Origin of the sequence: Streptomyces sp. NPDC046197 (genome assembly GCF_040646295.1) — a bacterium.
GTDB lineage: Bacteria > Actinomycetota > Actinomycetes > Streptomycetales > Streptomycetaceae > Streptomyces.
The window spans coordinates 51,920-78,401 of the sequence record NZ_JBEYZY010000012.1; the positions used below are offsets into that span (position 1 = coordinate 51,920).

Genomic DNA, 26,482 nt, shown 5'->3' on the forward strand with positions numbered 1-26,482 from the left:
CCGCGTGAGCTCGGCGTCCGGAACACCGGAGTCCGACGGCACACGGTCAGGGCCCGCGGCCTTCAGAGCGCCGGTCCGTCGAAAGGACGGGTCCCGCAGCACATGCGGTACCGGTCGAGGGACCGTCCGAGCTCCTCCTGCTCGCCCGGCGGCAGTGTGCCGCCCTGGGCGAACGCCAGGATGTGCTCGGCCAGGATCCGCAGCTTGGTGTTGGTCCGCTGCGAGACGTCCCGCAGCACGCGCCACGCCTCCTCCGGGGCGACCCGGCCCAGCACCACCACGGCACCGATCGCCTGGTCGATGACGGCGTGGGAGGTGAGGGCGCGCTGGAGATGCCGGTTCTCCTCCTCAAGATGCTCGTGCTCGATCGCCAGGTCGGTGGCGGACAGCAGACGCAGCGGATCGCGCTTGGATATGACGAAGAACGCCATGGACTCCCCTCGGTGCGCGGACGGCCTCACGGGACGGCTTCCCCCGTGCCCGGGACCGCACACGCCCCGGCAAGGGCGCGCCCAGCGGTCCCGGTCGGCGGGGTCTCGGTCGGCATCGGCCTCGGACATCTCCTCCTCCCTCGGCCATGCCGCCGCTTCGGTGAGGTGGTCGTAGGTGTTGGTGACGTCGAGCATGCGGCCCAGGAATCCGGGCCGGTTGTCCAGGTGCGGGGTGACGCGGGCCGCTCCGGTGCGTCTGCGGATCACAAGCAGTGCGGCCAGACCCATGGAGTCCAGCCACGTCAGCTGGGCGAAGTCCAGGCGCAGCTCCTGGCGGGGTGCGCCGGTCGCCCCGGGACGCGTCAGCTGCCGGGAGACGGTGTCGACCAGGTCCTCGCTGGTGTCGTGCTCGAGGTCCCCGGTCACCCGGACGGTGAGGACGGTGGGTGCGGTCTCGACGACGATGACCTGGAACGGCCCGGGTTGCAGGGCGGCCATGCGCGGCCCCTGGAACCGGGAGAGGACACGGACGACCGGTGGCGGGCGAGGGCGCCGGCGCCCGCCTCCAGCAGCGACGAGGACCGGGGGAAGTCGCGCAACTGCCCGCCGAGGGCGTCCAGCCCCGCCATGAGGGAGTGAGCGGGCACGCCCCGGGCCGTGAGGATGTCCGCGGTCCAGGTGAGGAAGGTCCCGAACAGCTCGGCGTCGTCGACGTACAGCGCGGTGGCCAGGAAGTCGACGATGTGGGCGACGTCCTCCGCGGTCCGCTCCCGTTGGGCGTCGTCGTACACCGCCATGTCGGGGAACCGCCGCTCCAGGTCCACCAGGGTCTGCTTGACCAGTTGGGGGCGGGACCGGAGGACCAACGTGTACTCCTGGTCGGCCAGGTGGGGCAGGTCGTCGACGGCCTGCCGCGCGGCCCAGGGATCCGGGCGGGGCGGTGCGCCCTGCAGAACGGCCGCCGCACCGCGGGCGTCGGCCGCCCAGCCGTCGGCGCCGAGCAGCCGGGCGTGGCGGCCGTCGGGTCCGAAGGCGGCGCCGCCCGCCAGGACGGGAATGCCGACGGCCCGGCAGGCGGTGATGGCCGCGTGCGCGGTGGGCAGGCGGGTGGGCAGCGAGGAGGAGAGCAGGACCGCGTCCGGATTGGTCCGGTGCAGATCGGCGATCAGGTGCGGGGTCGGTGTCTGTGCTCCCAGGTAGTCCACCTGCCAGCCGCGCAGCCGCAGTACCTCGGCGACGAGCCGCGCGGGCAGCGCGTGCCACTCGCCGTCGACGCAGGCGACCGTCACCCGCCCGCCGGCCCGGGTGCGACGGTCGCGGTCGTGGCCGACCAGCGCGGCGACGGCGCGTTCGTTGATCGCCGTGGCGGCGTGCTCCTGCGCGACGGTGATCCGGTTCGCGGCCCATTCGGTGCCCACCCGCCGCTGCACGCCGCCGATCACCTCGAGCAGCAGGGCTTCCTCGTCCAGCCCGGCGGCGCGGCCCGCCCGCACCACGTCCACCGCCGCGTACTCGTCGCCGTCGATCACTGCCGCCCACAGGCGCTCTACCGTGGAGCCCGGTGGGTGCCCGTCCTCCGGCTGGGCCCCTGGGGGTTTCGTTCGGATCACCTCGAATCAGGCCGCGGATCATGGTGGGGTGCATCGCAAGGCGGAGCATGACCCGCGTACTGGGCGTACTCGGGTGATGCGACAACGCGGCGAGGTGCCGTGCCGGGCGCCGCGGGCCCGGTGTGATCCGAACGACACCCCCTGGGTGCCGGTGGGGCTGCGGTCATTGCTTCCTCCTGTGCCGTGGCTCCGTCCCGTCCACGGAGCCGTGACCGTTGACGACGCACCGCGGGTCCGACTTCGGCGCGCTGATGGCGACGGCCGCCATGTCGTCGTGCCGGCCCGAGCCGAGCCACTCGGCGGCCAGCATCTGCACCCGCTCCACGACCGCTTCGGCCGGCAGACCGCCGCACTCCGACAGCGCCTGGGTGAGCCGTAGTTCGCCGAAGAGTTCGCCGCCGAGCGGCCCGCCGCGCGCCTCGGTGATGCCGTCCGTGTACAGCAGGCAGGTCTCGCCGGGAGCGAGAACCGTCTCGGCCGTCCGGGCCCGCACGCTGGGCATCGCTCCGACCAGCCTGCCGCGGGTGGGTGCCTCCTCGACCCTGCCGTTCCTGCGCAGCAGGAGGGGCGGCGGGTGGCCGGCGCTGGTCAGCCGCAGGTGCACGCGCCCGGCGCGGCGCCGGGCGGAGGCCAGCACGAGGGTGGCGAACCGGGTGTGGTGCGAGGTCAGCAGCGCGCTGTTGAGCAGGTCCAGCATCTGCTGGTGGTCACCGGCCAGCGGCAGCAGCGCCTGCAGTGTGTTGCGGATCTTGCCGGTGAGGACGGCGGCCTCCAGACCCTTGCCCGCCACGTCCCCGAGGACGACCAGGGACTCCTGCGAGGGGTCCGCGCCCGGGTGGACGTCGTAGAAGTCACCGCCGACGCGTTCGGTGTCCTTGGAGGGGCGGTAGCTGCCCGCGTACTCGACACCGTGCACCTGTGTCAGCGTCGGCGGCAGTAATTCCCGCATCAACGTCGCCGTGATGTCGGCCTGTTCGGCGTATATGCGCGCCGTGGACAGGGCGGCTCCGGCCCGGGCGGCGAACAGCCGGGCGAAGACCTCCTCGCCTTCGCTGAACGCGCGTTCGGTGCCGGCGCGCAGCAGGATGAGAGCACCGGCCGGGACGCCGTGCCCCGGCAGCGGGGTGACGATGACCGATCCCGGCGGACCGGCGAAGCCGTCGGGAACCACCCAGGCGGGGATGTCGTCCGGGTTGATCCATCGCGTCGGCACCGGCGGGAAGCCCTTGAGCGCCTCGGCCAGGCCGGGTACCGCCGTCGTGTCGATCGCACGGACGTCCTGGACGACGGGACAACCCGCCTGCGCGAGGGTGAACGGGTGACGGTGACCCTGCGCGGGGGCGACCACGACGGCGGCGTCCGCCATGTGGTCCGCCGCCATGCGGGCGGTCAGCTCCATGCAGCGCGACACGTTGAGCGACGACAGCAGCCTGCTCGACACCTCGGCCAGGATGCCGGTGCGTTCCTGTTCGCTGCGCAGGGCCTCCTCGGCCACCCGCCGGTCGGTGTCGTCGACGAGCCACCACACCACGTCCCCGTCGTCGCTCGGCGTGGGGTGCGCGTCGAAGACGCGGCCCGCGATGGGTCCCGACCGCTCGCCCGGGGCCGGCTCGCCCGATCCCTGCGCCAGCCGGCGGTGGGCCTCCGCCAACCAGGAGGGGACCGCGTCGCGCAGCCAGTCGCCGGTCGCCACTTCGGGCAGCAGCGTCCTCGCGACGTCGTTGAGGTCGATGACGCCCCCGCTCCGGTCGACGACCAGCACGGGATACGGCGCACCGCTCCACGCGGTGCCGACGCTCGAACCCGCACCGCGCGGACCGACGGGTGAACTGGATGAAGAAGCCACGAGCGGGGGAACGCGGACCGCGTGCCCCACCACCTCTCTGCCTCGAATCTCTCTGCCTGGAAAAGGTTGCCTGATGGCAACCGTCTCGCACCTGGCGGGGCAATGCAAGGCATGGGCAAGGCGGTTGTCGGAGCGTCACCGGCTCCGGGATGCGTCACGTGTTCGACCCTTCCCTCGTACGCGGAAAGCCGGGTCCCGTCGCCGCCGGAACCGTCAACGTGGAACGTGATGAACGATGGTGACGGCCGCAGGCCCGTGTCTCAGGCGTGTTCCGTCCAGGTCGGTTCCGCGAGGGACGGCCGAGAGGTGGTGATCACACTCAGTGGCGAATTCGACGTCGAGTCGGAACTCGACGTCGAGCTGATCCTCGAAGTGGCGTCGTCCGCCGAGAGCGTCGAAGTCCACCTGGCGGACGTGACGTTCGCCGACTCCACGCTGCTCAACCTGCTGCTGCGGATGGCGGACCGGTTCGAGGTGCGGCTGGTCGGCCCGCTGCAGCGTCAACCGGCCCGCCTCATGGAGCTGACCGGTGTCCTGGAGCGGTTCGCCGTGCGCGGCCGCGGGGAGGAGAGACCGAGATGAGGGCGGAGAGCGTCGGCCGGCGACTACCGGCCAACGGCGGCCCGACGGCGGACCCGAGCAGATGCTTCGCCTGCCGCCGGGACCGGTGGGGCGGTTCGTGGCTCGCCACCTTCGGCGAGTGCCCCGGGCTGCTGCTCGTGGACAGCCACGGCCTGTCCATCGGATCCGCTCGGCGGGCAGCGGCCCAGTACGCCTCGGTGTGCTGCCCGCCGATCGATCCGGCGGACGTCGAACTCCTGGTCTCCGAGCTGTGCACCAACGCCCACCGGCATGCCACGGGATGGTGGCGGCTGCGTGTGCACGCCCATCGCGACCGGCTCGTCCTGGACGTGGACGACTCGTGCGCGGCCACTCCACGCCGCAAGGAGCCCGACACGGTGCACGGCTCGGGCGGCCTGGGCATGCTGCTCGTCGACCAACTCGCCAGTGACTACCTGGTCCTCCGCCACCCGGCGGGCAAGACGGTACGCGTGGTCCTGGCCTTCTGAACGAACCGCCGACGCCTCCCCCCCGCTCCCGTGTCGGCGACGGGTGCACATCCTCTCGGGGACTCCGACGAACCGGGGCCGGACGCCGCCCACCTCCCCAGGACGACGACGTCCGGCCCACCTGTGTCGTGCAGCGTCCGTGTTCCCGCGATCGACGGAGACATTCCTGCCCGTGGCCGGGGCCACCGCTCGTGCCCTCGGACGACGGGCGCGCCCCTGGGGCACCGCCCGGCCCGGTCAGGAAGCGCTCTCCGGTCCGCCGGCGCGCCCGGCGAGATCCACCGGCCCCGGCGTGCTGTCTTCGGCCCCCACTCGCAGGCGGGCGCCCTGACGCAGCAGCTCCTGCTGTACGAGGCCGTACGGAATCTCCCGGGGAACGCGCCCCAGGCGGGTCGCCAGCGCGGCGCAGACGCCCGCCGCCTGGCCGGTGGCCATCGCGATGGGCATGACGCGATAGGACGAGTGCGCCACGTGCGAACCGGAGATGCAGCGACCGGCGACGAGCAGACGGTCGGTCTCCAGGGGCAGCAGACAGCGCAGCGGGATGTCGTAGAAACGGCCGCGCGGGACGCGCTTGATGACGGTACCGCTGCCCTCCGGGTTGTGGATGTCGATGGGGTAGGCGCCGTGCGCGACGACGTCCGGGAAGGTGCGGGCGTCCAGGATGTCGATGCCGGTCAGACGGTAGTCGCCCATGACGCGGCGGGTCTCCCGCACCCCGATCTGGGTGCCGCTCTGCACCGTGTACGCCTCCTCGAACCCGGGGACGCGGGAGCGCAGGAAGCGGTCGATCTGCTCCAGCTGGTGACGGGCCGTCCACTCGGCGCGGCTGAGGTCCCACACGTCGATGCCCAGCGCGCCGGTGATCCGGGTGCTGTTGACGGCGACCTCGCGCGGGTGCGGGGTGCCGAAGAACAGGATGTCCTCCCGCGGCAGCTGCAGCTCACCCGACTCGGTGGCCTCCCGTACCAGGTCCCACAGCCCGTGCACGCCGCGCCACTGGTCGGGATGCGCCCGGACGTACTCGCCGAACCGCGCCCGGTCGAAGTCGGCCACCCGGAACATCAGCGTCATGGGCTGCACCCGGCCGTCCTCCGGCCGGCCCACCTCGAACGGAGCCCCGCAGGCGGCGGCCACGTCGCCGTCGCCGGTGCCGTCCACGACGACGCCCGCGTCGATCACCACCGGACCGGACTTGGTCTCGAAGACCACCCGCCAGCCGTCGTCGAGGGGCAGCGCGGTCGAGGCGAACGAGTGGAACAGCAGGTTCACGCCTGCCTCGTCCAGCAGGTCCAGCAGAACGAGCTTGAAGATCTCCGGGTCGAACGGGACCGTGTAGCCCGTCGCGAGGGACGGCGGGATGACGCCCCCGCGCGCCTTGAGCCGATCCAGCAGGCGCCACAGGAAGCCGGCGACCACGGGCTCGCCCTCGCCGTGGTCGGTGGGCAGCAGCCGGTCCCCCTTGCCGTCCGTGCCGAACACGGCCTGTTTGTGCTCGTTGTGGAACGACATCAGGGGCATCACCAGCGCCACGGTCGCGTTGCCCCCGAGAAAGGCGTACCGCTCCACCAGGACGACCTCGGCACCGGCGTCGGCCGCGGCGTACGCGGCCGCCGTTCCCGCGGGGCCGCCCCCCACCACCAGGACGTCCGTGCGGCCGCCGTGCCGTGCCGGGCGGGCGGGGAGCGTGACGGTGCGCGGCTCCTGCGGGCGTTGCAGTATCGGCATCACGCCTCCCGTCCCGCGCTGTGGCTGTGCACCGCCGTGTCCTCGGCCTCCTGATTCAGCAGGTGCAGGCCGGGTGACGCGGAGAGGGCCGCGTCGCGGATCCCGGCCGCGTCGCCGGTCTCGGCCTGGTCGGACCCGTGGCCCGTACCGTCCATCTCGTCGAGCAGGGCCCCGCACCGTGCGCAGGTCTCCGCGGCGAGTTCCCGCAGGGTGCGGACCCGGGTGTTGAGGTCGACCCGGCGCTGCGGGAACTCGTCCCACAACCGGTCCACCTCGGCCAGCAGCAGCCCGACCTGCTCACGGGCCACGCCCACCAGCGCCGGAGCACCCAGTCGGCGCGCGAAGTCGAAGACCTTCCCGGCGTACGGCAGGGGCAGTACGGGCAGGCCGGAGACGGCCGCGAAGATGAGGAAGTGCAGGCGCATGCCGACCACCAGGTCCAGGTGGCTCATCAGGCCCAGCACCTGGCCGGGCGTGTAGGCGCTGTGCAGGATCCGGCCCCGGTCCGGCGCGGACATCCGGGACAGGACGGCGTGGGCGTGACGGACGTCGTGGCGTTCCATCGGCATGAACACCACATGAGAGTCCAGCCGGCGCACCAGGAAGTCCGCGACATCCGCGAGCAGCGCGTGGTAGTCGCCCTCGTCGAGTTTCTCCGCCGCCCGGCCCGGCTCCCGGACCGACATGCCCACCAGCCGGGCGTCGGCCGGCACGCCCTCCTGCCGCATCATGTCCGCGGTGAAGGGCTCCGGCGGCAGCAGCAGCGCCGGGTCCGCGGTCACGACGAGGTCGCGTTCGAGCCCGACCTCCTCCAGGACCAGCCGGGACTCCTCGTCGCGCACCACCACCTCGTCCATGGCGGACAACACGCTGCGCACGGCGGCCCGGTCGTCGGGCTCGTGCAGCGGGCCCGCACCGATGGCGTAGGCGAACGTACGGACGCCCCGGGCCTGGGCCGCGCCCACCAGTTTCAGGTACCGGCGCGCCTCGCCGTCGTAGAGGATGCCCCCGCCGCCGAGCACGAGCAGATCCAGGCCGGACAGGACGTCGATGACCTGTTTCTGCGGTACGCCCTCCCATTCCACCACCTCGTCCGCCATCGGCTGGTGCGCACGCGTGTGCTCCGCGCCGCGGCTGAGGACGACCAGACGGGCCCGTGGCCGATGGGTCCGCAGGCAGCTCAGGACGCACTGCAGGATGGCTTCGTCGCCGATGTTGAAGCCGCCGTACGAGCCCAGCAGGCCGATGCGCAGTCCTCGCGAGCGGGGCGAGCGATGCGGTGAGGTGGTCATCCGGAACTCCCGTTCCGTGGAGCAGGGCGTGGCTGCCAAGACAGTTCTGGGGAGCTGTGGGGTGCGCTGCGGCGGCACGGGCGCCCGGGGCGCCGCACGCTGTCGCGTACTCGGGGCCGAGTTGCCTTCACCTCACGAGGAAAACACCTCCGCCGCCGTCCGGCAGCCGCTGCCTGTCCGGACGGGGGCCGGATTCCCGGGAACCGCGGCCCGTACGGGTTTGATCCCTCCGATCGCGTCAACGGGCACTGTATGGCCCAGTCGATACGAGAGACAGAACGCAAGTACGCGGCGCCTGCGGCCGACGACACCTCCTGGTTGCCGGACCTGACCGGGGTGGACCCGGTCGCGTCCGTCGCCGACCGGGGAGTCCAGGACCTGGACGCCGTCTATTACGACACCGACGACCTGCGTCTGACCCGCTCCGCCGCGACCCTGCGGCGCAGGACGGGTGGTACGGACGCGGGCTGGCACCTCAAACTGCCCCTGCCCGGAGACAGCCGGGAGGAGATCCAGGCCCCGCCGTCCGACGCGATGCCGGACGAGCTGCGGGACCTGACCCTGTCCCGGACTCGTGGGGCGACTTTGCGGCCGGTGGTGCGGATCCGCTCCACCCGCTCGCTGCGTCACCTCCTCGACCCCGAGGGCGGCCTCCTGGCCGAGCTGAGCCTGGACACGGTGCAAGCCGACTCCCTGCTCGACGACAGCAACCACGCCCAGTGGACGGAGCTGGAGGTCGAACTCGCCGAGGGCGCCGATCCCGCACTCCTGGACGACATCGACGAGATGCTGCGCGAGAACGGCGTCGATCGGGCGCACAGCCCGTCCAAAATGGCCCGCGCCCTGGCGGAGGCGACCCCCTTCACGGACCACGCCCCGGACGTCCGCGCCCAACGCGCGCCGCGCTCGGCCGGCGACCACCTGACGGCTCACCTGAGCCGGCTGGTGCGCGCCCTGACCGAGCTGGACCCGGCGGTACGACGCGGCAGGCCCGACGCGGTGCACAGGATGCGCACCACGCTGCGCCGCCTGCGCGGCTGTCTGCGCTCCTACCGCTCCGTTCTGGACCGGGAGGTCACCGATCCCCTCCGCGCGGAACTGAAGTGGCTCGGCGGCGAGCTGGGCGCCGAGCGCGACCACGAGGTGCTGCAGGAGCGGCTGACCAAGGGAGTGCGGGAACTGCCCGGCGAACTCGTCCTCGGCCCCGTGACCGCGCGGCTGCAGGCATGGGACGTGGCGCACCGGGCCGAGGCCCGTCGACGCACCCTCGACGCGCTGGCCTCGCCGCGGTACCTGGCCCTGCTGGACGCACTGAACCGGCTGGTCGAGGACCCGCCGCTGCGGGCGAAGGCCTCCCGCAGGCCCAGGAAGGTGATGAGCAAGGCACTCCTGAAGGAGCACGACCGGCTGCGGCGGCGCATGGACCGCGCGCTGGGCATGCCGCCCGGGCCCGAGCGCGACGCCGCGATCCATGAAGCCCGCAAGGCCGCGAAGCGGGTCCGCTACGCCGCCGAGGCGGCCCGCGCGGCTCTGGGCAAGTCCGCGCGGCGCCTCGGCAAACGCGTCAAGGCCGTGCAGAGGGTGAGCGGTGACCATCACGACGCCGTCGTCGCCCAGGACGCGCTGCGCGCCCTGGCGGTCGCAGCGCACGCGGCGGGCGAGCCGGGCTTCACCTGGGGCCTGCTGCACGGCCAGGAGAGGGCCGCGGCGCGCGAACGGGAGCGGCAGCTACCGGCGGCGTGGCAGCGCGCCGGTGATTCCCGGCTGCTCAGGGCAGTGCGTCACTGACCGCCCCCGCCCGATCGGGGGCGCTGCGGCGGGTGCGGGAGGGACGAACTCGCCGGGTGCCCCGGCGGTTGCGGGGTGGACGGGGCTGCCGGGTGCCCCGGTGAGGCGCCGTTCGAGGTTCTGCCGTGAGACGCGGCACCCTGGTGCTTGGGGGCGTCCGCGGCCGGTCCGAGCGACGGCGGGAAGCGGGAGGAGCCTTGATGGAACTCGACGCACGGTCGGGTGCGTCCGCCGGGGACCGGGCGGACGCACCCGACCCGAGGCGGTGGAAGGCACTGTGGGTCACCCTGGTGACCGGGTTCATGAGCCTGCTCGACGTGACGATCGTGGCCGTGGCCCTGCCCTCCGTGCAGCGGAACCTGCACGCCTCACCGGCGTCCGTGCAGTGGATCGTCTCCGGCTACGCGCTGGCCTTCGCCCTCGTCCTGGTGCCGGCCGGCCGGCTCGGTGACGCGATCGGCAGACGCCGCATCTTCCTGGGCGCCCTGGCCGCCTTCGTGGTCTGCAGCGCATCGGCGGGCGCCGCACCGACCATCACGCTGCTCGTCGTCGCCCGGCTGGCGCAGGGCGTCGCCGCGGGCTGCCTCGCGCCCCAGAACTCGGCGCTGATCCAGCAGATGTTCCACGGGGCCGAACGGGGCCGCGCCTTCGGGCTGTTCGGCGCCACGGTCGGTATCTCCAGTGCGGTCGGCCCGGTCACCGGCGGCCTCATCCTGGCGCTGGCGCACGGCTCGGAGGGCTGGCGTTGGATCTTCTACGTCAACGTGCCGGTCGGTGTGCTCGCGTTCCTGCTCGGCACACGGCTGCTGCCGAGGACGGCGCCCGGCCGCCGGGAACGGCTCGACCTGCCCGGGGTGGCACTGCTGGGGGCCGGGGTGCTGTCCCTGATGCTGCCGCTGGTGTTCGCCGAGTCCGGCGGGCTGGGGAGCCTGTGGTGGTTCTTCGCCGTCGGTCTGGCACTGCTGGCCGCCTTTGCACGCTGGGAGCGGCGCGTCGCGGAGCGCGAGGGACAGCCGCTGCTGAATCCCCGGTTGGTCACCAGGACGCGCGGTTACGCTCCCGGCGCCGCACTGGCCGCCCTGTACTTCGTGGGCTTCAGCGGAGTGTGGCTCGTGTTCGCCCTGTTCTTCCAGAACGGGCTCGGGTACACGCCGCTGCAGTCCGGTCTCGCCGTGACGCCGTTCGCGATCGGTTCGGCCGCGGCCGCGGTGGTGGCGGGGCGGCTGGTGGAACGGCTGGGGCGGTTGCTGACCGTCTTCGGGCTCGTCACGGTTGTGCTGGGCATGGGCGTCACGGCGCTGATCCTGCGGTCCGCCCCGCCGGACACGGTGGCCTGGCTCGTCGCGCCCGCCCTGTTCGCCGGGGGCGTGGGCAGCGGCTGCGTCGTCTCGCCGAACTTCACGATGACGCTCCGGGACGTGCCCGTGCGCATGGCGGGGGCCGCGGGCGGCGCCCTGCAGACGGGGCAGCGGCTCGGCGCCGCGGTGGGCACGGCGGCGCTGCCGGGGCTGTTCTACCTGGTGCTCGGGGCGACGCACGGTCAGTACCGCACGGCCGTGTCCGTCGCGGTCGCCTTCGGCGTCGTGGCCATGCTGAGTGCCCTGCTGATCGCGGTCCTCGACTGGCGGCGCGATCGGCGCACCGGTCCTCGCGGACGCGCGCCGGAGGTGCGCCGCCGCACGCGCGTCGGCCGGCGCTGATCCCGGCCGTTCGCCCCCTGCCCCCCGCGGCCCGCAGCCTCAGCCCGTGTCCGCGTTCGCCGGTCGCCGGTCGTCATTCATCATGCGTCATGCGTCATGCGTCATTGTCACGCCACCGGCCCCCGACGGGCCGGGTCTCGAACAGCGTGGCCGCGGCGGCGTTCCCGCCCAGGTCGTTGTCGGCCGCCTGCCCGCCCGTCCAACTGCCGTCCGGGGTGATCCGCAGGCCGTGGGTCTGCGTCTTGGGCCGCTGGTCGTCCCCGATCCGGTTGCCGTGCATCTGCGGCCGCGTCACGGCGGCGGCGACGGCGAGTCCGGCCCGTACGTCCGCAGCGGCGGGCAGCCGGTAGGCGGTGCCCGCCGCGGGAACACCGTCCGCCCACGCGGTGTCCGCGCCGGGCCGCAGGGGCGCCAGGGAGAGTTCGGTCGCGGTGTTGAAGGTGACCAGCGCCGTCTGCGCTCCCACGCGTACCTGTTTCCCGCGATGCCCGTCGGGAGGCCAGTCGGCCCCCTCGTCGGTCAGGGACAGCCGGGCGACGCGTACCCCTTCGCCGCCTCCTTCCGCCGCCCCGGCGGTCCGGCGGCCGTTGTTGCGGATCCGGTTGCCCAGAACCGCGCTGTCCCGCACGGCGGCGTCGATGCGGACGCCGTCCAGGGCGTTGTCGCGGATGTCGTTGGACTCCAGCACGATGTCCGCGGCCGGCTCCTGGTCCCCGCCTGCGAGATTGTGCTCCCAGTAGCCGTACCGGCCGTTGTTGCTGATGCGGTTGCCCCGCAACGCGTAGGGACCGGGCGTGTTGCCCAGCGCGATTCCGTCCCGGACATTGCCGTCGATCACACAGCCGGTGACGATGCCGCCCCGTCCGCCGACGCTCGCGGTGCCCTGCGACGACACGTCGAACCCGGCCTCGTGGTTGCCGACCATGGTCGAGGAGGTGACCAGCAGGCCGTCGGCGCCCCAGTCGGAGATGCCGAAGCGGTTGTCCTCGGCGTGGCAGGCGGTGATCCGAATGCCGCGCGGCGGCGGCCAGTTGTCCCGCTGCAACTCCACGAAGATGCCGTTGGTGCCGTTGCCGATCGCGGTGCAGGCCGTCACCGTCAGACGTTCGGCCATGCCCCAGCCGCCGATCCCGATCCCGATGCCCGCGCCTCCCATCTCCTCACCGTTGTCCTGCCGGCCGCACCGCTCGGCCAGCACGCCGTCGACGACCGTGTCCTGCAGGAAGTCGCAGCCGAAGCCGGTGGCCGCGGTGTCGTGGATGTACAGGTCGGTGAAGAGCCCGCGCCACACGTACTGCAGGCCGAGCCCCTTGGCCAGTGGGTCGTACTCCTCGGTCGTCACTCCGGAACCGTCGATCTCGAAGTGGGCGAAGGTGAGGTCCGCGAGATGGTTGTCCCGGCCCGCCCGGTGCTGGGCGGCGGTGAACCACGCCAGCGGTACGGGCGTCGTCCGGGCGCCGGGGTTGTCCAGCACGAAGCAGGTGGCGCCCCGTCCGGCACCGATCAGGGAGACACCGCTGCGCCACAGCGTCGCCCGGTCGCGCATCAGGTACCGCCCTGCGGGCATGTGCACGATCCGCGGGCGCCCGTCCGCCGCACGGGCCGCACCCATGGCGTCCACCAGCCGCTGGAACGCCGGCTGGTCGTTGGTGACGCCGTCACCGGCCAGGCCGTGCTCGCGGGCGTCGACGGTCGACGGCAGGGCCATGGGGACGCTCCTTTCCGTGCCCCTCGCCGCCGGGTACCCAGGAGCGGTCCTCGGCAAGGGTGGCCGTGGAGCGAGGTTTGCCCGCCGTGAACCCGGTCACCCGGCAGGGGACACCGAAGTCAATCGCGACTTGGAGTGAGTGACAGTGGCTGGTGACCAAAAGGGCAAGGCCAAGAAGGAACAGATCAAGGGCAAGGCCAAAGAGACCGTCGGCCGCGCGGTGGGCAACGAGAAGATGACCGCCGAAGGGCAGGCCGAGAAGTCCAAGGGCGACGCCCGCCAGGCGAAGGAGAAGGCGAAGGACACCTTCAAGCCCTGAACGCGCCCTGGCGAAAAGAGCAGCAGAATTTCCTCAGCGGGATCCCCGTTCGTCGAGCGGGGATCCCGCTGACGGCCGTCCGGCCCCGACAGGGCGCTCGGGGAGTGCCGGTTCGCCGGTGACCCGGCGGCGGCCGCGCAGCGCCGAGGCGACCGCGGACACCAGGGCCATCCCGGCCGCGACGCCGAACACGACGGTGAGGCCGTCGTGGAAGGGCCCGGAGACGAGCTGCGGGAAGAACGTGTGCCCGGTCAGGAGGTGGCGCTGCGCGGCCGTCGGATGCGCGAGCGTGCCGTCGGCGCCGAGCAGGTGCTCGACGGGGTTGTTGCCGAGGAAGGTGGCGAACAACGTGCTGACCGGCGGCAGCGAGGCGGCCTGCTCGGCCGTGCCGGCCGGGACGCCGTGGGCCCGCAGCCCGTCGGCCAGTGCCGACGGCAACGAGGAGGCGAGCCCCGAGACCATCAGCGAGAAGAACACGCCGATGGACAGGGCGGTGCCCGAGTTCTGGAAGGTGGAGCGCATCCCCGACGCCACGCCCCGGTACTCCGGCGGCACGCTGCCCATGATCGACGACGTGTTGGGCGCCGAGAACATGCCCTGGCCGAACCCGTTGAGCAGCAGCAGCGCCGCGAACGGCCCGTAGTCGAAGGCGACGGGCAGGGTGAGCAGGCCCAGGAAGGAGGCCGCCACCAGGAGCAGACCGGTCGTGGCGAACAGGCGCGCGCCGAAACGGTCGGACAGATAGCCGGAAGCGGGACCGGCGAGCAGGAACCCCACCGTCAGTGGGAGCATGAAGATCCCGGCCCACAGCGGAGTGTCCGCGAAGTCGTAGCCGCGCAGGGGCAGCCAGATGCCCTGCAGCCAGATGATGAGCATGAACTGCAGTCCGCCGCGGGCGATCGCGGTCAGCAGGGCGGCCACGTTGCCCGCGGCGAACGCCCGCACCCGGAACAGCCCCAGCCGGAACATCGGCTCGGCCACCCGCGTCTCGACGACGCAGAACACCAGCAGCAGCAAGAGGCCGGCGGCCAGACCGGCGAGCACCCACGGATTGCCCCAGCCGGTGGCGTCTCGCCCGTAGGGCTGGATGCCGTAGGTGATCGCGGCCAGCAGGAGTCCGGCCCCGGTCGCGAAGGTGACGTTGCCCAGCCAGTCGACGCGGCCACGCCGTCCCGTCCGCGTCTCGCGCAGGCTCAGCCAGGACCAGATCGTCCCGGTCACGCTGACCGGGACACTCACCCAGAACACGGCGCGCCAGTCGACGGCCGCGAGCAGACCGCCCGCGAGCAGACCGAGGAACTGACCGGCCAGCGCGGTGATCTGGTTGACACCGAGGGCCATCCCGCGCTGGCGGGCGGGGAAGGCGTCGGTGAGGATGGCGGCCGAGTTGGCGGTCAGCATGGCGCCGCCGAAGGCCTGCACCATCCGCCACAGAATCAGCCACAGGGCACCGGCGCCGGCCCGGAACGGGTCGAGGGACAGGGCGACCGACGCGCCGGCGAAGACCAGGAACCCCAGGTTGTAGATCCGTACGCGGCCGAACATGTCCCCGAGCCGGCCGAGGACCACGACGAGCACGGCCGAGACCAGCAGATAGCCGAGGATCATCCACAGCAGGTAGCCGATGTTGCCGGGCGCGAGCGGGTCGAGGCCGATGCCGCGGAAGATGGCGGGCAGCGAGATGATCACGATGGAGGCGTCCATGGTGGCGATCAGGACGCCGAGCGTGGTGTTCGACAGAGCGACCCATTTGTATCCGGGGCCCGCGGCGGCGGGGGTACGCGGCCTCACAGCCGTTCCGCCAGCCGGTCGAGGAGGGGGAGCGCCGCGGCGAGCGTACGCCGATCCCGCGGGGTGAACTCGTCGAGGACGTCGGCGAGGCGGCTCACCGACTCCGAGCGCCGTGCCGCCAGCATGTCCCGCCCGTCGTCGGTGATCGTCACGACGGCACGCCGTCCGTCGGCCGCGTGCGGGGTGCGCAGGACCAGCCGGCGCTGTTCGAGCCCGGCGAGCGTGGCGGCCATCGCCTGCGGCCTGACCCGTTCCAGCTCGGCGAGCGACCCCGGTGAGTCCGGACCGTCGGCGGCCAGCCGGGCCAGCACCGACATACCCGAGAGCGATACGTCACCCACCGCGTGCGCCTGGCGCAGCCGCCGCGTCATGCGGGCGACAGCGAGGCGCAGCGCGGCGGCGAGCCGCGCCGCGTCCTCCGGAGAGCCGGACCCCTCGCCGGGCACTACGTCTTCGACGTCCACAGGTACTAACAATAGGTTTATCAGCCTGGACTGTTAAGTCGGGTGCTCGGTGATTTCCTGGCCCGGCGCGGCCTGTGTCACCGCTCAGCGCTCGCGGAAGGTCTCCGCGGCCTGAGCCATGCGCAGGTCCTCGATCGTGCGCAGCTGTCCTCGGGCCCGTTCCAGCAGGTGGTCGAGTTGGTGCGCATCGAGGCGGTCATCGTGGTCGGCGCGCTGGCGCAGTATCTGCCAGGCGCAGGCCTTGCCCTCCACGCCGATGTGGAGCAGCTCCAGCTCGAGGACGGTGCTCAGTGGAGACCGCCGCACCAGGCTGCCGTTGCTCTTCAGCCGCCCCGCGCGTTCGCCGAGCCGGCCGGCGTACACCTTGTAGCGCCGGATCGGGACGTCGAGCCGGTGCATGATCCCCACCAGGGCCCTGCGGTCCTCGGCGATCTCGGCGGCGACGGGGGCCATCGTCTGGCCGACCTTGGATCCCCGGCAGGCCGTGGCGAGGTGGTGGGCCCGTTCCGTGCCCGCGGTGGCGCCCGCCAGATGGTCGTTGAGATAGATCCCGAGCAGGTCGTGACCGGCCTGCGCGGTCATTCCCGGCAACAGGGTTCCGGAGCGTGCATGAGTGTTCATCGGGTGTCCTTGTCTTCCGTCAGGCGGACAGCTTGGCCTTGATCCCGCCCGCCGCGGCGGCCGGTCGCGCGGTCGCTCGGACCGAGCGGCGCACCAGACGCGCCTCGCGCTGCAGATCCCGTGCCGTGTGCCGCCCGCGCCACAGCAACGACGGCGCGCCCCCGGTGTCGTCCGCGGTGATCAGCAGTCCACCGAGCATGGAGAGGTTCTTGAGGAAGTGGATGCGCTGCTGAGTACGGTCGGACGATTCCTCCGCCTCCCAGAAACGGTGGCCGGCCAGGGTGGTCGGCACGAGCGTGGCGGCCAGGGCCAGCGCGGACAGCCGGGGCAGTCGTCCCAGGCCCAGGAGGGTCCCCGCCACGACCTGCACGCCGCCGCTCAGCCGTACGACCTGTTCGGTGCGGTCCGGCAGAGCCGCCACGCGCTGCGTGATCGGTCGTACGACGGGCTCGGCCAGCGGGACGACGTCCTGGGGGCGGCGGACGGAATTCATGCCGCCGGCGACGAACATGGAGGCGAGCAGGGGACGGCCGACCACGCGCAGCAGACTCATGGCCTCTCCAGATGTGTGGGGTGTGTGCGGCGATCACCGGGTTCCCGGGCGGGGCCAATGCAATCGGGACCGGGCAAGGCACCCCGGCGCCGGCCGGGACCGGCACGGCACAGGGAGCCGGTGCTGTCACGCGCGCGGCGCCCGTGTCCACGGCGCGGGGCGACCCGCGCGACGTCGCCCGGCGGGTCGCCGACTTCTGGTCGGCGACTTCTACGGCGTGCACATCGACTCGGTCCGGGACAACGCGGAAGATCACGATCTGAATCCGGCCGGCCGTCCCGTCCGGAGTCCGGGGCCCGTCCCGTCCGCGGGCCGCGCTCAGGGCATGTCGGCGGCCGGGCGGGGCACCCGGGACCCGTGGCAAGAACACGGCGCTACGCGGTGGCGGCCTCCGGCCGCTGGTGGGACGAGGACGACGGCCGCGGGCTGCCCGGCGGGGAGGTGCACGCCTGGGAACAGGGCACGAACCAGACGGTGTGCGGCCTGTCCCTGCACGGGTCCCAGTTGCGCCGGTTCGCGGGCGTGGGCTGGACCGACGTCCTGCCGGAGTCGGGCGGCGCGGCCGACGCCGTGCGCCGGGTCTGACCCCGCTGCGCCTCCGTCGCGGGACGGTGTGACCCCGAGGCCCGGCGGAACTGGCGGCGCGTCCACCCACGGCCCTGAGCGCGTTCCCGGACGCGGTGCGGGGCCGAACGGACCCGAGGCGACGGAGGTCGGCCGTGGTGTCGAGGGACGCCGAGCACCGGGTCGGACTGCCGATGCTCAGCACACGCTGGCTGCGGCAGACCTTCGTCCACTGGGCCTACGAGCCCGAGGTCGTGCAGCGCCTCGTGCCACCGGGTGTCGAGGTCGACACGTACGAGGGCGCGGCCTGGGTGGGCTTCACCCCCTTCGTCATGGCGGCCGTCCGGCCCGGTGGTCTGCCGCCCACCCGGTGGTCGTTCCCGGAGACCAACCTGCGCACCTACGTCCGCCTCCCGGACGGCCGTGACGGCCTGTGGTTCCTGTCCCTGGAGGTCACCGCGCCCGTACTGCTGGGGGCGCGCACGTTCGGGGCGCCGTACCACCTGGCCTCCCTGGCGGTGCGGGCCGAGGGGGACACCGTGCGGTACGCGGGCGCACGCCGCGGCGGCCAGCCCGCGTACCGGCTCGCGGTGCGGCCGGGCGCGCCGGTCGCGCCCGGCCCGCTGGACGTGTGGCTGACCTCCCGCTGGCGGGCGTTCACCCGGGCCGGTCCGACGCTGTGGCAGATCCGTGTCCAGCACGAGCCGTGGTCACTGCGCAGCGCCGGGGTCACCGGCCTGGAACAGACACTGACCGCGGCCGTCGGACTGCCCCCGCCCCCGGACCCCGCCGTCGTGCACTACTCGCCCGGCGTCCACGCGGTGCGCATCGCCTTCCCGCGCCCCGTCGCGGCCGCCGGCCGGGGAACCTTCCGCCGCCGCGGGGGATGAGAGTTCCGGCCGGCGCCAACGCCGGTGACTGCACGGGAAGCCCTGCACCGGGCAACCGGAGGGGTCTTCTTCCCGGTACCGCGGCGTTCGGCGGTGTGCCGGGGGTCGCTGCGGGAACCCGGCGAGCGGTCCACCGGTAGGACCACCATCATCGAGGAGCAAGGAGCCCGGCCATGGGACACGGCGGAGACGTCATCCAGGAACTGACCACCGACCACCGCGAGGTGGAGGAGATCTTCGCGCAGATCGAGGCTCTTCCGACGGGGGACAAGCGGCGCAAGGACCTGGCCGAGCAGGCCACCATCGAGCTCGTCCGCCACTCCGTGGCCGAGGAGATGTACCTGTACCCGGCGGTGCGGCACCATCTGCCGGACGGGGACTCGATCGCCGACCGGGAGATCGAGGACCACTCCGAGGCCGAGCGGACGATGAAGGAACTGGAGGACTGCAGTGCCGGCGAAGCGCGGTTCGACCAGCTCATCGGCCGGCTGATGCGGGAGATCCGCGAGCACGTCACGGACGAGGAACAGAACCTCTTCCCGCAGCTGCGGCAGGCCGCCGGCGCCGACGCTCTGGAAGACCTCGGCGAGAAGGTGCGCAGGGCGAAGAAGGTGGCACCGACCCGGCCGCACCCGGCCGCTCCGGACACCCCGCCGGCGAACAAGCTGCTGGCGCCGGGCGCCGGACTGGTCGACCGGATCCGCGACGCCGTGTCCGGCCGCGGCAAGACCCACTGAGGCCCGGCTCGGACTCGTAGCGCCGTCGCGTCCCCCGGCTCGCCGGACCGTGGTCGTCGCACGGTCCCGCCGGTCCGAACGTCGTCTGCCGCCTTTGAGTTGCTCACGGTCGGTGCTCACGGTCGGTGCTCACGGTAGGTGCTCACGGTCGGTGCTCACGGTAGGTGAGCGGTCGTAGTGCGGCCGGTGACCGCCGCCGCTACCGTCGTCGAGGGTGCGCCCGAAGCCCGTACGAGGGCGGAGGCCACCCGAGGAGGCGACGTGAGCCCACACGAGCCACAGCGGCAGACCGCGATGGGGGAAGCCCCCCGGGTGGCGCGCAGGCGATTCCTCGGCCTGTGCGCCGGGGCGGGCGCGGGCACCGCGGCCGCCTGCGAGCACCCGGCCGGGAGCCGGCCGACGCCCCGCCCCGCCGACGGCCACCGGGCCGAGGCCGAGCGGGACCGGCCGGGGACCCGTGACTGGCGGATCGGCTCCGCGGGGCCGCCGGAGGCGGTCACCGGCTACGCCGACCGGGTGAGCGTGACGCCGGGGGAGGAGTGCGGCCTGCACGTGTCGACCACGGCGTCGTCCTTCCGGGTCTCCGCCTTCCGCGTCGGCTGGTACGGCGGGACGCTCGCGCGGCTCGTGTGGCGCTCCGGACCGGTCCGGGGGCGCGCCCGGCCGGCCGCCCGGCCCGGGTCCGCCACCAGGACCGTCCGCGCCGACTGGCCGCGTACGCTCACCGTCTCCACGGACGGCTGGCCCGAGGGCGCCTACCTCATACGCCTCGACGCCGACAACGGCCACCAGCGGTACGTCCCACTGATCGTGCGCTCGACGCACGGGACGGGCCGGACCGTCCTCATGCACGCCCCCGCCACCTGGCAGGCGTACAACCGCTGGGGCGGCTACAGCCTCTACGCCGGAGCCTCCGGCGCGTACGGGGACCGCTCCCTGGCCGTCAGCTTCGACCGGCCCTACGACGGGAACGGCGCCGAGAAGTTCCTGGTGTACGAGTGGGCGGCCGTGGTGCTGGCCGAACGCCTCGGCATACCGCTGGCGTACACCACCGGAGCCGACGTGCACCACGACCCCGGTGTGCTGCGCGGCGCCGCCTCCGCCGTCTCCCTCGGGCACGACGAGTACTGGACACCCGAACAGCGCCGCCACGTCGCCGAGGCCCGCGACGCCGGCACCAACATCGCCTTCCTCGGCGCGAACGCCTGCTTCCGGCGGGTCCGTCTGGAGGACGGCGGGGCGGGCGCGCCGCGTACGGTCGTCTGCTACAAGTCGTCCTACCGGACCGACCCCTGCTACCCGTCCCGCCCTGCGTTGGTCACCACCGACTTCCGGCAGGACCCGGCCGCCGATCCGGAGTCGTCGCTGACCGGAGTGCTGTACGAGGGCTACCCGGTGGACGCGCCGTACGTCGTGCACGCGGCGGACCACTGGCTCCACGAGGGGACCGGCGTCCGTCCCGGCGAGAGCTTCGACCACCTCGTCGGGGTGGAGTACGACCGGGTGACCCCCGGCGCGACCCTTCCCGAACCACTGGAGATCACCGCGCACTCGCCGCTGGTGTGCGACGGCAGGCGCAGCCACAGCGACTCGGCCTGCTACACCGTCCCCAGCGGTGCGGGTGTCTTCGCCACCGGCACCATGCGCTGGGTGGAGGCGCTGATGGCCGGCACGGCGGAGCGGGGCCGCGACCACGGCATGGACGCCCGCACCCGGGACTTCGTCACCCGCACCACGGAGAACCTGCTGTGTGCCTTTGCCGAGGGCCCGGTAGCCCGGCACCGTCCGGAGCCACGCCCCAACACGGGCGAGCTGTACCGGACGGCCGGTGGATGAGCCGCCGCAGGCTCTCCAGGACGAGTTCGCCGGTGGCCGTCAGGCGGTGAGGGCCTGTTCGAGGGTGGGGTAGCAGGGGATGAGCGTGTCGACGCCGACGAGTTGCAGCACCCGCAGGACGGCGTCCTGCGGTGCGGCGAGCCGCAGCCGGGCGCCGCTCGCCTGCGCGGCCTGATGCGCGGTGATGAGGGCGTTGATGCCGCTGGAGTCCATGAACGTCACCTCGCCGCAGTCGATCACCGTGTTCGGCGCGGTCTCCAGACACGACAGCAGTGCCTGCCGCAGGTGTGCGCTGCCGTCGAGGTCGGCCTCGCCCGCCAGGGTCACGACACAGGTGCCGTCGTCGGCCGTGGTACGGGTGATCAGCAGCCGCTCGGGCACCGCCGCTCCCTCGGTCTCCGCCACTCTTTCCTCGCTTCTCGTCAATATCTGGCCATGGCTGCTGGGCTCGATGGCCATGATGTTAGGGGTTTGTGAAGCCCCCGTGGGCCGCTTGCCGAGCACGGACGCCCGGGGCGGGGGTGTACGCGGGTGGACGCGGGCGGGAATGTGAAGGCGGCCCGTGGAGAAGGATCTTCCGGCCAGGGAACGAGGGGGCGTGTCCTGGCGCGCCCGAGCCCGCATCGCCGCACGCTCACCGCGGCCGGCGGTGGTGCCGGGCGGAGGCGTGCGGTGGTGCCGGGCGGAGGCGTGCGGTGGTGCCGGGCGGAGGCGTGCGGTGGTGCCGGGCGGAGGCGTGCGGTGGTGCCGGGCGGAGGCGTGCCGGGGCGGCCGCTCGTCGTCGCCCCGGCGCAGGGTCCGGCCCGTGTCCGCGGTGCCGCCCCGGCGTCAGCGGGTCGCTACTCGCCGATCACGGCAACCGGTGCTGGGATGGTGGTGGCAGAAAGGGACGGTGGTGGCTGGCGAGCAGGGGTCCGGGCCCGGCGGGGACGCCGCGGACCGCTTCGCAATCGCTGAACGGGCGGTCGCCGCGATCGGCACGACCCTCGACGCGCGCCGGACCGCGGCCGAACTGGCCGCATTCCTGGTCGACGAGGTCTGCGACTCCGCGACCGTGGACCTCTACGGCCCGCACGAGGGGCGCCGGGCAGCCGCCCCCACGCTGCATCCCGTGGCCTCGGCCGGCCGCCCCGACCTCCTGGAGACCCTGGAGAAGATCCCACGCGAGGACGTCTCGGTCCGGGCCCTGGACTCCGGCCGTCCCATCACCGGATCGTTCACCCGGGGCAACGGCACCAGTCTGATCACCCTCTCGGTGCCCCTGGTGGCCTGGAACCGGGCCTACGGAGTCGTCCTCGCCCTGCGGGCCGGCGGGCAGTTCACCGACGACGAGACGGCGGCGGTCCACTACGCGGCGCGCCTGGCCGCCACGCACCTGCGGCACGCGCAGGAGCACCGGGAGGTCAGCGCGCGGGTGTGGTCGCTGCAGCAGGCGTTGCTGTCCGACCCGGGGCGCCCGCACCCCAACCTCGACCTGGCGACCCGCTACCTGCCCGCCGGCAGCGGTGTGCTGGTGGGCGGCGACTGGTCCGAGACCGTGCGGCTGCACTTCGGCCGCACGCTCCTGGTCATCGGCGACGTCATGGGGCACGGCCTGGACGCGGCGGTCGACATGAACGCCTACCGCTCGATGCTGCGTTACGTCGCCTCCACCGACCTGCCGCCCCACCGCATCCTGCGCCGGGTGGACGACGCGATGTCGGAGGAGAGCGGCCGCCGCCCGGCGACGTGCCTGCTGGCCGTGGTGGACCCGGCGCGCGGCACGGTCTCCTTCTCCAGCGCGGGACACCTGCCGCCGGCGATCTTCCACCGCGACGGCACCGCCGACGTGATCTCGCTGCCGGTCGGGCCCCCGCTCGGCACCGGACTCGGCGCCTACGAGCTGTCGAGTCTGCCCCTCGACACCGGCGACACGCTGGTCCTGTTCACCGACGGCCTGGTCGAGCGGCGCGACGAGGACATCGACACCTCGCTCGCCCGGCTGGCCGCGTTGCGGGTGCGGCCCGACCAGGGGGTCTCCCGGATGCTGGACGAGATTCTGGGCCGCCTCGGTGCCGAGCAGGCGGACGACGACGTCGCCGCGATCGCGGCCCGCCTGCGCCACCGGTCCTGACGAACGCCGGTTGCGGCGGCGGCCGTTCGGGACGGGCGCTCACCCCTGGCCGGTGCGGCCCCTACCCGGACGGGTACCCCGGGTACGGCGTGGGTACGGAGTGCCCGCACGCCCCGGGGCGGCCGGGGACGGGCGCGGTCGTCCGGCCCCAGCAACTCAGGACAGCGCCATCATCACCGCGGCGACCACGGTGAGCGCCGCCACGGGCACTATGACCAGGCGTGCGCGCTCCACCCAGGCCGGCAGGCCTGCGCCCACGGGCCGGGAACGATCGTTTCGGCGCCCGGTGTCCGGCTCGGCGAGGGCCCTGCCGGGGCCGAGCAGCGAGCGGCACCAGGGACAGTCGGCGTCCTCCCAGGCTTCCATGCCGCGCTCAACGACGGGCAGCGGCCCCGGCAACGCACCCGGCACCCATCGTGATTCCGCCGTCACCGGGCTGTGAGCAAGCGGTGCCCGTTCGTCTCCAGCGGGGAGGCGGCCGGCCGGAGCCGCTCCGTCGGTGCCGGGGGCCCGTACACCCGCGGCGGCGGCCGGCGCTCCCCGGCCTCCGTCGGCCCGCGTCACAGGCCCGGGATGCCGCGCGGGACGGGAACCGCGGGGACGGTCTCGGTACCCGGGCACCAGAGGTTCCAGGCCGTCCCGTCGGCTCGGGAGGGCTCACCAGGTGTGACGGGCTCCGGCCGGGCGAGGGCAGAGGGCGCGGGCGCGGCGACGTCCGCGCGGGATGCCCTCTGGACGCGGGAACGTTCCGGAGCCACAGGCATCAGGGGCTGCTGCTCCGCCGTCCCGCGTGCGTGGACGGGGGGCTGGTTCCAGGGCCCGCCGGCCGGTTCCGTGTGGAACGGGCCCGCGGGCCGGCGGCCGGGCGAACGCGGCACGACCCGAGAAGTACTGTCCATGCCGGAGCAACGGCGTTCACGGGCCGCGCGTACGCCCCCGCCCCGGCTGCTCACCGCATCAGGTGAGTGCGCCCCCCGAACGGGTGTCTTCCGCTCATGCGACAAGCAGTTGGGCGGGCAAGCGGCTCGGCGGGTAAGCGGCCCGGTGGGGCGGCGGCTGCATGGCTCGGTGGCTTCCTGGCGCGGCGGCCGGCCGCTCACTCCTCGGTGGGCAGCCAGGCGCCGTGCAGGCCGAGCGGGACACGTACGGGAATGCGCACTCGGGCGATCGGACCCTGCGCCGGGTCCTCGGCGGCGAAGACCAGCAGACAACTGCTGCCGTTCCTGCGGTCGGTCGCGAAGGTCATCCAGTAGCCCTGCCGGTCGTCGGCACTGCCGGGGCGCGGCGCGAAGGACGGCTCGCCGACCGCCAGGTCCCCGCCGTGCCAGGTCCTGGACGGTGTCCCCGGCTCGCGGGTGTCGTACCAGCGCAGCGCGTCGTACTCGCCCGGCAGCAGCCCCGGCGTGCGTCCGCTGTCCGCGGCGACCGCGACCTGGCGGTGCCGGCGCCCGATCGCCCGGTCGTCGATCCGCGGGAACTCGATGCCGGCGTCGTCCAGGGCGCTGCGGCGCATGCGCCCGGTGGCCGGATCGATCACGGCCCGCATCAGGCGGCTGCGGTTGCGCTCGCCCCCGGTGTCCCCGCCGAGCGACAGGCGGGACCACTCCACGTATTCGAGGACGACGGACCCGTCGCGATCGGTGTCGTGGGCGTTGACCGTGTGCCAGAGCCAGAAGGCCTCGTCCTCGGCCCACCGCACCGGTGAGCCGTCCCGCGGGATCAGGGCCACCCGCGTGCCGGCCTCCGGCCGCCAGTCGATCAGTGAACCGCCGCTGAGGGCCGCGGAGAGGTCGAAGAACACCGGCCCGAGCACCAGCACCACGTACCGGCCGGTGAGCGCCATGTCGTGGATCATCATCGGCTCGTCGACCCCGTCCACGGGGGTGGGACCCCGGGGCACGGTGCCGTCCGGTGCGATCAGGGACCAGGTCAGGTACGGCGGTTCGAGGGCGTAGCAGAACACCGCCATCTCCCCGGTGACGGGGTCGATCTTGGGGTGGGCGGTGATGCCCGCGGGCAGTGCGCCGCCGAAGGTCTCCTTGCCCACCGTCTCCAGTTCGGCGGTCACGCGGAACGGGCAGTCCGACTCGGCCAGCGCCATCAGCCGCCCGGCGTGCCGGATTACGTTGATGTCCGGCAGGTTCTTGAAGGTGTGGGCCAGCTCGGGGCCCACCTCGTCCGGCCCCGGCGTGATCATCGACGTGATGCCGCCCCACAGCGCCCGGCCCGCTTTCTCCTCCGCGAGGAGGGCGGGGGTGCGGACGAATCGGTTGCGGTAGCGGGCCGTTCCCTGCTCGAACCAGACGCGGTGCAGCATGCCGTCACCGTCGACCGGGAACAGGTACGAGCCGATCGGTGTGAACCGCGGATTGGGGCCGTTGCGCAGGTAGACCCCGTCCAGGTCGTCCGGAAGGCGCCCGTCGACCTCCAGGCGGACCTCGTCCACCTCCTCGGTCACCGGGGTGAACGGCCCCGACAGATGGGCCACCCGCAGGGGATCGAAGGACCGTGCGGCGGGAACGGTCATGGCTGCCTCCCAAAGGACACCATCCAGCCTCGCGGGCCCCTTTCCGGCCCGCAACGGGGTCGTCGGCCAGTTGCGGGGAGTCGTCGCAGGACTGGCGGCGTGCCGGAATGGGCCGCAAGAACGCGTAGCGCCGGTGACGGACGGGCGGGGCGGCGGCGCCCTGTGGAAGACTCGCCCTGTGATCATCGAACGTGCGTACGCCCACAGTGCCGACTTCGACGAGGAGGAGTGGCCGTGGTCCGTGCCCTGCGTCCGCACGCTTCTCGCGGACGGGCTGAAGTTCACGGCGCCGGTCACCTTTCTGGTCGGTGAGAACGGCTCGGGCAAGTCGACTCTGGTCGAAGCCCTGGCGGAGGGGTTCGGACTCGACTCCTGGGGCGGCTCGCACGACTGGCGTTACGCCAGTCACCGGCCCAAGTCGGAGCTCGGCGAACGGATCCGGTTCGATGCGGCGCCGCGTGGCCGCCGCATGGTGGGCAGCTGGTCGGCCCGCAAGGGGTTCTTCCTGCGGGCCGAGACGGCGTTGCACGCACTGGACCGGGAGCGGCTCGCGCCCCAGGTCGTCAGCCACGGCGAGGGCTTTCTGGCCGCGTTCCGCAGCAAGTTCCTGCACCCGGGGCTGTATGTGATGGACGAGCCGGAGGCCGCGCTGTCCTTCGCCTCCTGCCTCGAACTGCTCGGACACCTGGACCAGTTGGTGAAGAAGGGCGGCCAGGTCATCTGCGCCACCCACTCGCCCGTGCTGACCGCGCTGCCGGGCGCGGACATCGTCGAGGTGGGCGAACACGGCATGCGTCGGGTGACATGGCCCGAACTCGACCTCGTCGACCACTGGCGCCGCTATCTGGCCGACCCGCAGGCGTACCTGCGGCACATCCTCGACTGACTGCCTGG

The 26,482-nt window shown here is 73.2% G+C and carries 23 protein-coding genes and 1 pseudogene; 11 read left to right on the forward strand and 13 right to left on the reverse strand.

Features of this window, described 5'->3' with window-relative positions:
• Window positions 1-62 precede the first annotated feature (62 nt).
• The 3 genes from AB0A61_RS18610 to AB0A61_RS18620 form a co-directional block, all read right to left on the reverse strand.
• On the reverse strand, window positions 63-929 hold the full coding sequence (locus tag AB0A61_RS18610; protein WP_361292935.1) for an ANTAR domain-containing protein: 867 nt from the start codon (window positions 927-929) through the stop codon (window positions 63-65).
• On the reverse strand, window positions 854-1,972 hold the full coding sequence (locus AB0A61_RS18615) for a cobalamin-dependent protein (RefSeq protein WP_361293260.1): 1,119 nt from the start codon (window positions 1,970-1,972) through the stop codon (window positions 854-856). Before AB0A61_RS18615 ends, AB0A61_RS18610 begins: the two co-directional genes overlap by 76 nt.
• A gap of 232 nt (window positions 1,973-2,204) precedes the next feature.
• Window positions 2,205-3,803 carry a GAF domain-containing SpoIIE family protein phosphatase gene (locus tag AB0A61_RS18620; RefSeq protein WP_361292937.1) on the reverse strand — a complete coding sequence of 533 codons (1,599 nt, stop codon included), beginning with the start codon at window positions 3,801-3,803 and terminating at the stop codon, window positions 2,205-2,207.
• Between the two features lie 390 nt (window positions 3,804-4,193).
• Here AB0A61_RS18620 and AB0A61_RS18625 point away from each other — a divergent pair, with 390 nt between their 5' ends.
• Both AB0A61_RS18625 and AB0A61_RS18630 read left to right on the forward strand, forming a co-directional pair.
• Window positions 4,194-4,469, forward strand: coding sequence for an STAS domain-containing protein (locus AB0A61_RS18625; protein WP_361292939.1), 276 nt, complete (start codon window positions 4,194-4,196; stop codon window positions 4,467-4,469).
• A complete protein-coding gene (locus tag AB0A61_RS18630; protein ID WP_361292940.1) occupies window positions 4,466-4,957 on the forward strand; it encodes an ATP-binding protein in 492 nt (163 codons plus the stop codon). The genes AB0A61_RS18625 and AB0A61_RS18630 overlap by 4 nt, the downstream gene beginning before the upstream one ends.
• A gap of 237 nt (window positions 4,958-5,194) precedes the next feature.
• Here AB0A61_RS18630 and AB0A61_RS18635 read toward each other — a convergent pair whose 3' ends face one another.
• Both AB0A61_RS18635 and AB0A61_RS18640 read right to left on the reverse strand, forming a co-directional pair.
• A complete protein-coding gene (locus tag AB0A61_RS18635; protein ID WP_361292942.1) occupies window positions 5,195-6,685 on the reverse strand; it encodes an FAD-dependent oxidoreductase in 1,491 nt (496 codons plus the stop codon).
• On the reverse strand, window positions 6,685-7,977 hold the full coding sequence (locus AB0A61_RS18640; protein ID WP_361292943.1) for a polysaccharide pyruvyl transferase family protein: 1,293 nt from the start codon (window positions 7,975-7,977) through the stop codon (window positions 6,685-6,687). Before AB0A61_RS18640 ends, AB0A61_RS18635 begins: the two co-directional genes overlap by 1 nt.
• A gap of 252 nt (window positions 7,978-8,229) precedes the next feature.
• Here AB0A61_RS18640 and AB0A61_RS18645 point away from each other — a divergent pair, with 252 nt between their 5' ends.
• Together AB0A61_RS18645 and AB0A61_RS18650 are read left to right on the forward strand one after the other, a co-directional pair.
• Window positions 8,230-9,765 (forward strand): CYTH and CHAD domain-containing protein, encoded by a 1,536-nt coding sequence (locus tag AB0A61_RS18645; RefSeq protein WP_361292945.1) that lies wholly within the window; start codon window positions 8,230-8,232, stop codon window positions 9,763-9,765.
• A gap of 200 nt (window positions 9,766-9,965) precedes the next feature.
• Entirely contained in the window at window positions 9,966-11,465 is a 1,500-nt protein-coding gene (locus tag AB0A61_RS18650; RefSeq protein WP_361292947.1) for an MFS transporter, read from the forward strand.
• Between the two features lie 94 nt (window positions 11,466-11,559).
• Here AB0A61_RS18650 and AB0A61_RS18655 read toward each other — a convergent pair whose 3' ends face one another.
• Window positions 11,560-13,173 (reverse strand): right-handed parallel beta-helix repeat-containing protein, encoded by a 1,614-nt coding sequence (locus tag AB0A61_RS18655; RefSeq protein ID WP_361292949.1) that lies wholly within the window; start codon window positions 13,171-13,173, stop codon window positions 11,560-11,562.
• Between the two features lie 145 nt (window positions 13,174-13,318).
• Between AB0A61_RS18655 and AB0A61_RS18660 the strand changes: the two genes are divergently transcribed.
• The gene (locus AB0A61_RS18660; protein ID WP_361292951.1) at window positions 13,319-13,492 is read left to right on the forward strand and encodes a CsbD family protein; all 174 of its coding nucleotides are present in this window, start codon (window positions 13,319-13,321) and stop codon (window positions 13,490-13,492) included.
• A 33-nt stretch (window positions 13,493-13,525) separates the two neighbouring features.
• Here the strand turns inward: AB0A61_RS18660 and AB0A61_RS18665 are convergent, their stop codons facing one another.
• The 4 genes from AB0A61_RS18665 to AB0A61_RS18680 all read right to left on the reverse strand — a co-directional run bounded on the left by AB0A61_RS18665 (window position 13,526) and on the right by AB0A61_RS18680 (window position 16,921).
• A complete protein-coding gene (locus tag AB0A61_RS18665) occupies window positions 13,526-15,196 on the reverse strand; it encodes an MFS transporter (protein WP_361293262.1) in 1,671 nt (556 codons plus the stop codon).
• A gap of 83 nt (window positions 15,197-15,279) precedes the next feature.
• Window positions 15,280-15,747 (reverse strand): MarR family transcriptional regulator, encoded by a 468-nt coding sequence (locus tag AB0A61_RS18670; RefSeq protein WP_361292953.1) that lies wholly within the window; start codon window positions 15,745-15,747, stop codon window positions 15,280-15,282.
• An 84-nt stretch (window positions 15,748-15,831) separates the two neighbouring features.
• Complete coding sequence (locus AB0A61_RS18675) at window positions 15,832-16,329, reverse strand: hypothetical protein (protein WP_361293264.1); 498 nt, start codon at window positions 16,327-16,329, stop codon at window positions 15,832-15,834.
• A gap of 58 nt (window positions 16,330-16,387) precedes the next feature.
• Window positions 16,388-16,921, reverse strand: a complete 534-nt coding sequence (locus tag AB0A61_RS18680; protein ID WP_361292955.1) for a DoxX family membrane protein — start codon at window positions 16,919-16,921, stop codon at window positions 16,388-16,390.
• Window positions 16,922-17,278: 357 nt separating this feature from the next.
• Between AB0A61_RS18680 and AB0A61_RS18685 the strand changes: the two are divergent.
• From AB0A61_RS18685 to AB0A61_RS18700, 4 genes and pseudogenes are all read left to right on the forward strand, one after another.
• A pseudogene (locus AB0A61_RS18685) lies at window positions 17,279-17,584 on the forward strand (hypothetical protein).
• Window positions 17,585-17,640: 56 nt separating this feature from the next.
• Window positions 17,641-18,375, forward strand: a complete 735-nt coding sequence (locus AB0A61_RS18690; RefSeq protein ID WP_361292956.1) for a DUF2071 domain-containing protein — start codon at window positions 17,641-17,643, stop codon at window positions 18,373-18,375.
• A 173-nt stretch (window positions 18,376-18,548) separates the two neighbouring features.
• Complete coding sequence (locus AB0A61_RS18695) at window positions 18,549-19,112, forward strand: hemerythrin domain-containing protein (RefSeq protein ID WP_361292957.1); 564 nt, start codon at window positions 18,549-18,551, stop codon at window positions 19,110-19,112.
• A gap of 294 nt (window positions 19,113-19,406) precedes the next feature.
• Window positions 19,407-20,948 (forward strand): N,N-dimethylformamidase beta subunit family domain-containing protein, encoded by a 1,542-nt coding sequence (locus AB0A61_RS18700; RefSeq protein WP_361293266.1) that lies wholly within the window; start codon window positions 19,407-19,409, stop codon window positions 20,946-20,948.
• A 39-nt stretch (window positions 20,949-20,987) separates the two neighbouring features.
• Here AB0A61_RS18700 and AB0A61_RS18705 read toward each other — a convergent pair whose 3' ends face one another.
• Complete coding sequence (locus AB0A61_RS18705; RefSeq protein ID WP_361293268.1) at window positions 20,988-21,353, reverse strand: STAS domain-containing protein; 366 nt, start codon at window positions 21,351-21,353, stop codon at window positions 20,988-20,990.
• A gap of 490 nt (window positions 21,354-21,843) precedes the next feature.
• On the opposite strand from AB0A61_RS18705, the gene AB0A61_RS18710 reads away from it, so the two are divergent.
• Window positions 21,844-23,061, forward strand: coding sequence for a SpoIIE family protein phosphatase (locus tag AB0A61_RS18710; RefSeq protein ID WP_361292959.1), 1,218 nt, complete (start codon window positions 21,844-21,846; stop codon window positions 23,059-23,061).
• Between the two features lie 156 nt (window positions 23,062-23,217).
• On the opposite strand, the gene AB0A61_RS18715 is transcribed toward AB0A61_RS18710, so the two are convergent.
• Complete coding sequence (locus AB0A61_RS18715) at window positions 23,218-23,427, reverse strand: hypothetical protein (protein WP_361292961.1); 210 nt, start codon at window positions 23,425-23,427, stop codon at window positions 23,218-23,220.
• A gap of 730 nt (window positions 23,428-24,157) precedes the next feature.
• Window positions 24,158-25,588: a carotenoid oxygenase family protein gene (locus tag AB0A61_RS18720; RefSeq protein WP_361292963.1), complete on the reverse strand. Its 1,431-nt coding sequence runs from the start codon at window positions 25,586-25,588 to the stop codon at window positions 24,158-24,160.
• A 178-nt stretch (window positions 25,589-25,766) separates the two neighbouring features.
• Between AB0A61_RS18720 and AB0A61_RS18725 the strand changes: the two genes are divergently transcribed.
• Window positions 25,767-26,474 (forward strand): AAA family ATPase, encoded by a 708-nt coding sequence (locus tag AB0A61_RS18725; protein ID WP_361292965.1) that lies wholly within the window; start codon window positions 25,767-25,769, stop codon window positions 26,472-26,474.
• Window positions 26,475-26,482 lie beyond the last annotated feature (8 nt).

Excerpts from the sequence above, each read along its gene's own strand:
- AB0A61_RS18610 (WP_361292935.1), bottom strand. The coding sequence starts at position 929 with ATGGCCGCCCTGCAACCCGGGCCGTTCCAGGTCATCGTCGTCGAGACC.
- AB0A61_RS18630 (WP_361292940.1), top strand. The coding sequence starts at position 4,466 with ATGAGGGCGGAGAGCGTCGGCCGGCGACTACCGGCCAACGGCGGCCCG.
- AB0A61_RS18635 (WP_361292942.1), bottom strand. The coding sequence starts at position 6,685 with ATGCCGATACTGCAACGCCCGCAGGAGCCGCGCACCGTCACGCTCCCC.
- AB0A61_RS18640 (WP_361292943.1), bottom strand. The coding sequence starts at position 7,977 with ATGACCACCTCACCGCATCGCTCGCCCCGCTCGCGAGGACTGCGCATC.
- AB0A61_RS18645 (WP_361292945.1), top strand. The coding sequence starts at position 8,230 with ATGGCCCAGTCGATACGAGAGACAGAACGCAAGTACGCGGCGCCTGCG.
- AB0A61_RS18650 (WP_361292947.1), top strand. The coding sequence starts at position 9,966 with ATGGAACTCGACGCACGGTCGGGTGCGTCCGCCGGGGACCGGGCGGAC.
- AB0A61_RS18655 (WP_361292949.1), bottom strand. The coding sequence starts at position 13,173 with ATGGCCCTGCCGTCGACCGTCGACGCCCGCGAGCACGGCCTGGCCGGT.
- AB0A61_RS18665 (WP_361293262.1), bottom strand. The coding sequence starts at position 15,196 with ATGGACGCCTCCATCGTGATCATCTCGCTGCCCGCCATCTTCCGCGGC.
- AB0A61_RS18675 (WP_361293264.1), bottom strand. The coding sequence starts at position 16,329 with ATGACCGCGCAGGCCGGTCACGACCTGCTCGGGATCTATCTCAACGAC.
- AB0A61_RS18680 (WP_361292955.1), bottom strand. The coding sequence starts at position 16,921 with ATGAGTCTGCTGCGCGTGGTCGGCCGTCCCCTGCTCGCCTCCATGTTC.
- AB0A61_RS18695 (WP_361292957.1), top strand. The coding sequence starts at position 18,549 with ATGGGACACGGCGGAGACGTCATCCAGGAACTGACCACCGACCACCGC.
- AB0A61_RS18700 (WP_361293266.1), top strand. The coding sequence starts at position 19,407 with ATGGGGGAAGCCCCCCGGGTGGCGCGCAGGCGATTCCTCGGCCTGTGC.
- AB0A61_RS18715 (WP_361292961.1), bottom strand. The coding sequence starts at position 23,427 with ATGGAAGCCTGGGAGGACGCCGACTGTCCCTGGTGCCGCTCGCTGCTC.
- AB0A61_RS18720 (WP_361292963.1), bottom strand. The coding sequence starts at position 25,588 with ATGACCGTTCCCGCCGCACGGTCCTTCGATCCCCTGCGGGTGGCCCAT.